4 protein-coding genes, 1 tRNA gene and 3 pseudogenes are annotated in these 7,475 nt (G+C 52.4%); 6 read left to right on the forward strand and 2 right to left on the reverse strand.

What is annotated here, in order from left to right; all coding sequences use genetic code 11:
• Positions 1–413: 413 nt before the first annotated feature.
• A pseudogene (locus ACUN9V_RS19680) lies at positions 414–1,157 on the forward strand (cytochrome c biogenesis CcdA family protein).
• A gap of 45 nt (positions 1,158–1,202) precedes the next feature.
• Here ACUN9V_RS19680 and ACUN9V_RS19685 read toward each other — a convergent pair.
• Positions 1,203–1,636 (reverse strand): annotated as a pseudogene (locus tag ACUN9V_RS19685) (integrase core domain-containing protein); the annotation flags it as partial.
• Positions 1,637–1,864: 228 nt separating this feature from the next.
• On the opposite strand from ACUN9V_RS19685, the gene mobH reads away from it, so the two are divergent.
• The 3 genes from mobH (at position 1,865) to ACUN9V_RS19700 (ending at position 4,906) form a co-directional block, all read left to right on the forward strand.
• Positions 1,865–3,706, forward strand: a complete 1,842-nt coding sequence (gene mobH, locus ACUN9V_RS19690) for a MobH family relaxase (protein ID WP_445512644.1) — start codon at positions 1,865–1,867, stop codon at positions 3,704–3,706.
• A complete protein-coding gene (locus ACUN9V_RS19695; protein ID WP_110648824.1) occupies positions 3,699–4,652 on the forward strand; it encodes a site-specific integrase in 954 nt (317 codons plus the stop codon). Before mobH ends, ACUN9V_RS19695 begins: the two co-directional genes overlap by 8 nt.
• A gap of 108 nt (positions 4,653–4,760) precedes the next feature.
• Positions 4,761–4,906 (forward strand) — tRNA-Thr (locus ACUN9V_RS19700).
• A gap of 120 nt (positions 4,907–5,026) precedes the next feature.
• On the opposite strand, the pseudogene ACUN9V_RS19705 reads toward ACUN9V_RS19700, so the two are convergent.
• Positions 5,027–5,158: pseudogene (locus tag ACUN9V_RS19705) on the reverse strand (tyrosine-type recombinase/integrase); the annotation flags it as partial.
• Positions 5,159–5,795: 637 nt separating this feature from the next.
• Here ACUN9V_RS19705 and ACUN9V_RS19710 point away from each other — a divergent pair.
• Both ACUN9V_RS19710 and ACUN9V_RS19715 read left to right on the forward strand, forming a co-directional pair.
• Entirely contained in the window at positions 5,796–5,999 is a 204-nt protein-coding gene (locus tag ACUN9V_RS19710; RefSeq protein WP_445512645.1) for a helix-turn-helix domain-containing protein, read from the forward strand.
• A 260-nt stretch (positions 6,000–6,259) separates the two neighbouring features.
• Entirely contained in the window at positions 6,260–6,865 is a 606-nt protein-coding gene (locus ACUN9V_RS19715) for a DUF2726 domain-containing protein (protein WP_445512646.1), read from the forward strand.
• Positions 6,866–7,475 lie beyond the last annotated feature (610 nt).

A 7,475-nucleotide genomic window follows, 5' to 3' on the forward strand; every position in this document is an offset into this window, starting at 1 on the left:
ACCACACAGGCTGCTTCCTGCTTGAATTCCGGCGTAAAAGATCGTCGTTTCCTGCTCATCAGACACCTCGCTAATGGTGGCAAGATTACCACCTATGCTGATGTCCGGTGTCATTGGACCACTACAGTCAGGCTTCCGAAGCCTACTGACAGGGCCGCGCCGCTTCTGGCTTTTAGGCGCCGTGGTAATTGCTGCTAGCCTCGCGATGGGCTGGGACCAGTTGGTCCTCTTCGGCATAGCGCCGATACTGATAGGCCTGTTGCCGTGTGTGGTCATGTGTGGATTGGGCCTATGCATGATGAAATGCAAGGACAAGAAAGACAAGCCTGCCGACCAGGGCGAGACGTCTAACGTTCAGGCCAGCATCGATTCTCATCCAGCGTCCAAGGAGACGGCGTAAACGTCCGCTCTGAATGCTTGATATCGCCAATATCGGCCTGCTCACGGCTTTCCTGGCAGGCCTGATCTCTTTCGTCTCGCCCTGTGTTCTGCCGCTAGTGCCTGGCTACCTCTCCTTCGTAGCCGGGCGTTCGCTAAGCCAGATACGTGAAGCGGATCGACGTGAACGGCTCAGGGTGCTGGCCCAGTCGATATGGTTCGTACTCGGATTCTCCACGGTCTTTCTGGTTCTGGGGGCGAGCGCCACGACCATCGGTCGCCTGTTACTGGTCTATCGTCAGGAAGCGAACCTTGTTGGCGGCGTCATTGTCGTTGTGTTTGGTGTATTCATGACCGGCATTATCCCGATGCGTTGGCTACAGCGGGAATGGCGCTTCATCGGCAAGCTCAAAGAAGATGGCGGCGGGCCTGGCGCGGCTTAGTGGCTCGGTGTCGCATTCGCATTCGGCTGGACACCCTGTATTGGCCCGATCCTGGGCGCCATCCTTACCGTTAGCGCTTCGACGGCCAATATTTCAGGCGGCTTGGCGTTACTTGGAATTTATTCGCTGGGCTTGGGTATGCCATTCCTACTGAGAGCCTTTTCGCTTGACCGATTCCTTAAGCATCAGCGGTTCCTACGGCGCTGGGGGCAAACTATGAACATCGTGGCGGGGCTCATTATGCTTACCATGGGCATACTGATAATTACCGGCCAACTGACAGCGTTATCTTACTGGCTGCTAGCGACGTTCCCTGCGCTCGGTTCCATTGGGTAAACTTTTCGAAGAAATTCTATGCGAAATGCAGTGAACCCTTTTCTTACGTGTTGGGTCCGAGTGATTACTTACCCGTCTGTGCAATAATGCAGGCCGTCTAGTCTGCCGTTCTTTCATCGCTGCTATCGTTGATTGATGATGCAGCGTCTTCTGCGGATTATGGTAATTGTACTGCCAGCAGCAGTGTTTCAGCGTCTATTCCAGGTCCTCCTTGCTTGATTCATAGCGGCCCGTTACAAACACGTCTCTGATACGGCTATTGAAGCGTTCGATCATCCCGTTGGCCTGTGGGCGCCCCGGCTTGAACAGGCGATTTTCGCTATTATGCGTCTGACACTCCAGTTCTAAGGCGTGGCGACCATTGGCTTTCTCTATTCCGCCAGTTCCGCCAGTGTCGGCACCTCACGCCGTTTGAGCATGCGTTGCAGGCTGGAGCGTGACAGCCTTGTGTTCAGGAACTCGCGTGCCACGACCAGGACAGCCTCTTCGATGAGCTAAACCAACTTCATCCAGCTGTGAACGATATCAATTGACTTTACCCGGTGCGTTCTCTCGATATACCGCTTTCCAGTGGTTCCTAGTCGTCATGGCTTTCTCATTGGAGATACTAACTAAAAACCTTAGCCGTTGGATTTAACATTTTACCTTCGCTTGGACGTTTATTCCCTGTCACATCAGCTTGTAGCCCGATAGTCTCAGGAAATCCAATGCTTCGACGCCTCTTGGCGCGATCCGCCAACACTCCAAATGCCGCCGAGGGTTTCCACTTTCCTCAGACCGGTAGGGAGCTGCTCGCGACCCCGCGTCGTCAATCGATGATCAAGTTGCTCTGGGACACGACGTCCCTGACGCAGCCAGTATTCAACGAGTATCTACTAGCTCCTATCGGAAGGTATGCCGAGCTTGTACAGTTGCTTCCGGCCTCCGAGTCGCATCACCACGCCTATCCAGGAGGCATGCTCGACCACGCGCTCGAGATGGCCTGCTACGGGCTTCGTCTCCGGCAACGTCACCTCTTGCCACCCAATGCCAAGCCCGAGGATCAGAGTTCCGCCGGCGAGCTTTGGAGTGCAGCGATCATTTATGGTTCGTTGATGCACGACGTGGCCAAGGTGCTGGTCGACATCGAAATTCATCTCGAGGACGGCAGCGAGTGGCGCGTGTGGCATGGGGTGATACCTAAGCCTTACCGCGTTCGCTATCGCACGGGGAGGGAATACCACCTCCACAGTGCCGTCAACCCAGTGCTGGCGCACCAAGTTTTGGGGGGCAGGGTATTGGACTGGCTGATGAGCCAGCCCCGATTGTTTGCACTACTGATGTACACGATCGCCGGTCACACCGAGCGAGGCGGCATTATTGCCGAGTTGATCCACCAGGCTGATCGGGCAAGTGTCGCCAAGGCGCTAGGTGGCGATCCTGTTCAGGCGCTATCTGCGCCGACGGAGTCCATCCAGCGTAAGCTGGCCGAGGGGCTGCGTTATCTGGTCAAAGATCAGTTCAAATTGAACCAGAAGGGAGGGGCCGGCTGGCTCACCGATGAAGCGCTCTGGCTGGTATCGCCACGTGTAGTCAATGAGCTTAAGACCCACCTCTATGCCCAAGGGATCAAAAGTATACCGGCCGACCTCAACCGACTCTACGGCGAATTGCAGGCTCACGGTCTCATTGAGGAGGTCAGCGAGGGCAAGTCAGTCTGGAAGTGTGAGATCACTGACGGTGACTGGAATCAGGTTTTCAACATGGTCAAGGTACCACCCACGCTGATTTGGGGCGTTGAGGGCAAGCCGGCGTCATTCAATGGCGAATTGACTGTACGGGGAGCCGGAGCTCCTGAGGAAGCCTCGGCTGATAAGCCCCAAAACTCGCAGAAGACAAAAAGCGAGCCGAGCAAGGATCAGCTTGTCGAGGCTGACGTTACCGGCGATCTGCAGCCGCAGAAGCAGAATTCATCTGTTACTCCTAGTCCCCAAGTGGGTGGCTTCACTTCATCGGATGTTTCCCTCGACGACGACATCATGGCGCTCTTTCCAGAAGTCAGGACGTCCGAACCGAAAAGCTCAATTGAATCCATGGTTTGCGAAAGCAAAGTAACAGACAACTTATCCGGGCCAAATTCAGTGAAATCTGTTAAAACACCAGATGCGCATGATAATCATTCAGATCTCGGGGGGCAGTTCTGGCAGTGGTTGAAGGTGGGTCTGGCAAACCATTCGATCGTCATCAATGACACCAATGCGCCCGTTCATACAGTGGACGGCACCTACTTCCTTGTGAGCCCGGGGATCTTCAAGCGCTTCAGTAACGTTGTGCTGGGCAATGAAGAGCTGTGGAAAACGGTTCAAAAACGTTTTCAGAAACTGGGCGCGCACGTCAGGACTCATGGACAGAACATACACACCGTTTCTGTCGAGGGGCCGAACAAGACCCGACTGCTGAAGGGGTACCTGATCAAGGATCCGCAACAGGTGAGTCAGAAGATACCGCCTGACAACTGGGTATTGGCTCTGCAAACCACAAAAGGAGAAGGGGAACAGTTAGATGAATGATGTGTCGTTTCTGGAGCTGTTGAGCCGCTATGCAGCAGATAAGCACCTTCGGCCCAAGAGCGTCAGCACCTACACCGCGGTCGTACGGTTATTCAGACGCTATCTGGGTCATGAAGCCTATCCCAGTATGGTCACGCGTCATATGGTGATCGAGTGGAGAGTGTCGATAATACGCACGCTGGATAAACCGGACGGCATAGCCGAATCCAGCTGGAATAACTACACGCGCCATCTCAAGGCGCTCTACAGCTTCGGGATAAAATATCAGCTGATCGCATGCACTCAGAACCCTTTTAGCGAGGTTTCCGTCAAACAGCCAAAACAGCCCAAGAAGTCGCTCCAGCCCTTGCAGATCCGCTACGCGCGTGAGGTTCTGGACGTTTGCCGCCGTTATGAGATTTGCTACGAGGAGGCATCGAAAATCCATCCGGCCTGGTTTTGGCAGGCACTGATGGAGACTTTCTTCTATACGGGGATTCGGCTAAACCAGCTACTTCACCTGGAAGCGGGAGATGTCAATCTCAAAAAGCGCGTTTTTCGAGCCTCGGCAGTGGGTTCAAAAACGCACTCGGAGAGCATTCTCCCAATACCTGATGGTTTGTACCCGCATCTCCATACGTTAATCGTGGCGGCGCATAATGCCGGTTTTAAAAGACAGGACCAGCTATTCAATGTGAACCGATTCAGTCATCGCCATAAACGTACAACGATGGATACCTGGCAGGTCGAGCGGTTCTTTCAAGCCCTCTCGGATCTCACAGGCTATAAGATGTCTCCGCACCGCTTCCGTCACTTCCTCGCGACAAGTCTCATGGAAAGCCCTGAGCGCAATATCCACATCACCCAAAATATACTCAATCACACCGATATACGCACCACGATGGAATACGTCCATCCCGACGTCGAATCCATGCGTCGCGCCCTGAACGCCAGGCCACCGGTATAGTCGCTTGAGAATCAACAGACAGAGGGGGAGGGGAACCTCCACCTCCTAATTATCGCGATGAAGATGGGTGGGTTGACATCCATGTGGGGGTTGGCCATGATTCATAGCGCCAATGTAGTGCAGGGAGAGGTTTCTGCATGAGTGGCGCTAAAAATTTTATGTTAGCTGAACCAAACAGTTTTGCTGCACGGCCGAAAACCCGCAACTGACTTGTAATCAGTAGGTCCCGGGTTCGACTCCTGGTGTCGGCACCAGAGCTTAGAGATTGGATTAAAAAGGCTTTTTTGGCCTTACAAGAGACCGCCAATTTGGCGGTTTTTTTGTGCGTGTCTGTTAAGCGTCAACCGCGCCAGCGGATTGAGTTTCACTGCTTCCTACAGGTGGTTGAGTGCGAAGTGCGCATAGCGCATGGTCATCGCTAACGACTGATGTCCCAAGATCCTTTGAAGCACCAGAATGTTGCCGCCGTTAATCATGAAATGGCTGGCGAACGTGTGCCGCAGGAGAGGGGCGAACGTGACCTGGATCATGAGCGAGCCTCCTGTGCGGAACGGAGACGCGGGCATAAAAAATACCGACAAGCCGAGGGTGCGTGTTGGCACTCTTGGTTTGATCGGGTTTGTGCAGTCACGGCATTGAAGACTGCGGGAGTTCTCTCAAAGGAACTCTTGGTGCTGCTTTCATGGTCGCTTTTAGCTGATGCGAGCCGAGCAGGGGCGAATCCATGCCTCCCGAAGGTGCCGGCTTCCTTGCCCATGCTGCCCGACTCGCCAGCGCAGGCTACACCCGCGTGTGATTGCGTAAAGATAACTTGGGTTAAGGTTACAAAATTCTTGACCATTCCTCCTCGTCGAAGCATTCCGCCTGGAGGAAGCCGCCGTTGACTATGTGGTAATAGCCGATCTTAAACAGCGGAAGGTTGCCGAGCGAGAGCTAAACCTTGATGGCGCTATAGAAGAGGCCTGTTGGCTCCGAGAAGCGCTCTTTGGTCATTAGTGGCACGAGGGCCGGGCCTGGGACGCGCTATTCTTTTCCATTGTCGTATCGGCTCGTTTTGGCTCGCTGTGGTATGTTCTTGTTTGATGTAAACAAAAGTAGACCTATGGTGTATCTCTTTTGGAACGCCTCAAATGGGTATCCCATATGGAATACGCGTTAAGCCCCATCGGCGAAAAAATCTGGGAAATTAGAGAGGCGGAAGGGCTTGGTCGTCAGGCGCTCTGTGACCTGACAGGGATTCCGACGCAGACGTTGATCAATGTGGAGAACGGACGAAACGAGCCTTCGTTCAAGGTGATGCGGAATCACGGCTGTTTATCTGCAGTACACGATGTTGCTAATGAATGACCAGCCCATCGAGGAAGCGGGACAGGTGAGTCCGGAGATAGAACGGACCAGAGATCGGCTCAAGCCGACAGGAACGGATACAGGATCGCGGGGCGAGTAGCCGCACGCTGGTATCAGGGAACAGGGAACAGGGAACAGGGAACAGGGAGCGAGTGATGGGCGGGACAAGGGAGAGGGCGCGCTAGACGCTCAAGAATCCCAAGGATCTACGGATGAACCTGGAATACAGATAAAAAGCAATAACGGGCATCGGGGGAAAAATGCAGCTGAACGATCTAGTCACGGACGTGGCTATTGTGTTTGTTGTGCTCGTTATTTCAGGTATCGCTTTCTTAGCAACGCTAAAAAGCCTATCGAGGAAACTGATCTCTTGGGCGCTGATTAGCGGGTTCAAGAAGGGATACCGTGGCAAGGCAAAGAAACGGCCGGCGAAAGTGACCGCTGCCGAGTTGATAGAGCTTGGCGATGCCTATGTGAAGAAAGGGCGGTTACTCACTGAGTCCGAGCAGATCCTTTTCAAAGTCCTACAGCACAAATATGGCGACACTCACTACGTATTCTGTCAGGTGCGGGTGGTCGACGTCATTCAGCCGAATACCGCTCTCTACAAAGAACGAAGCCGCGAGTGGATGGCTCTGTTTCGGCAGGTGTCACAGTGGCACTTTGATTTCGTGATTTGTGATAATGATTCGATGGGAGTGGTGAGAGTAATTGAGTTGGATGATAAAACTCATAGCTGGAAAGATAGAAGGAAGCGAGATGATTTACTAAACAGATGCTGTCATCAAGCGGGGTTGTTGTTAGAAAGATTAAGCGTAAAATGGCTGCTTGAAAAGTTTAGGAGTAAATCAATGAGCTTTTTTTAAATCAGTTTCAGATAGGTTGTCCGCAGTTTTAGTATATATTTGAAGGTCAAATCCACTAATGCTTACTATTTCAATGGTTGGTATTATAACAATGTCATTATAGTTTATTACATCTCGGCTAGGAATTTTAGGATACTCGTTTGAAAATATAAGGCTTAACTTATCCTTGTCGCGATACCCACTCAAAATGGGGATGAGACTTATATGCTGATGCCCCGTAGATTCTTCGTTTGGTTCTTGTATCTTAGATATTAGACCTACGTAGCACTTTCGTGAAGACAACGTTACTTGAATTAGGTCCTTGTTTTCTAAAGACTGAAATATAAACCGATCAAGTATTTTTCTTTCTTCCCAAAACAGGTTTAGGTAATGGGTCCTAAAGTCTGTGCTCTTCCAATATGCACGCATGGCGAATGTAAGTGAATAAGTAAAAGAGATGGCTATAACTGATATCGCAATGAGCATCGACGCACTGATGAACATGGGCGGTCTCAAGTTCCAAGTGCAACGCTATTGAAGGGTGCTCGGTCCGCCGACGGATTTCTTGAGCACCTCGGCGTAGACTTCCAGTGGGGTTCGCCAGTCCAACGTCTGGCGAGGCCTTGTGTTC

The sequence above is a fragment of the Salinicola sp. V024 genome (assembly GCF_052645315.1).

What these genes read in the sequence shown, in the direction of transcription:
- ACUN9V_RS19695 (WP_110648824.1), top strand. Translation starts at nt 3,699, where the DNA reads ATGAATGATGTGTCGTTTCTGGAGCTGTTGAGCCGCTATGCAGCAGAT.
- ACUN9V_RS19710 (WP_445512645.1), top strand. Translation starts at nt 5,796, where the DNA reads ATGGAATACGCGTTAAGCCCCATCGGCGAAAAAATCTGGGAAATTAGA.
- ACUN9V_RS19715 (WP_445512646.1), top strand. Translation starts at nt 6,260, where the DNA reads ATGCAGCTGAACGATCTAGTCACGGACGTGGCTATTGTGTTTGTTGTG.
- mobH (WP_445512644.1), top strand. Translation starts at nt 1,865, where the DNA reads ATGCTTCGACGCCTCTTGGCGCGATCCGCCAACACTCCAAATGCCGCC.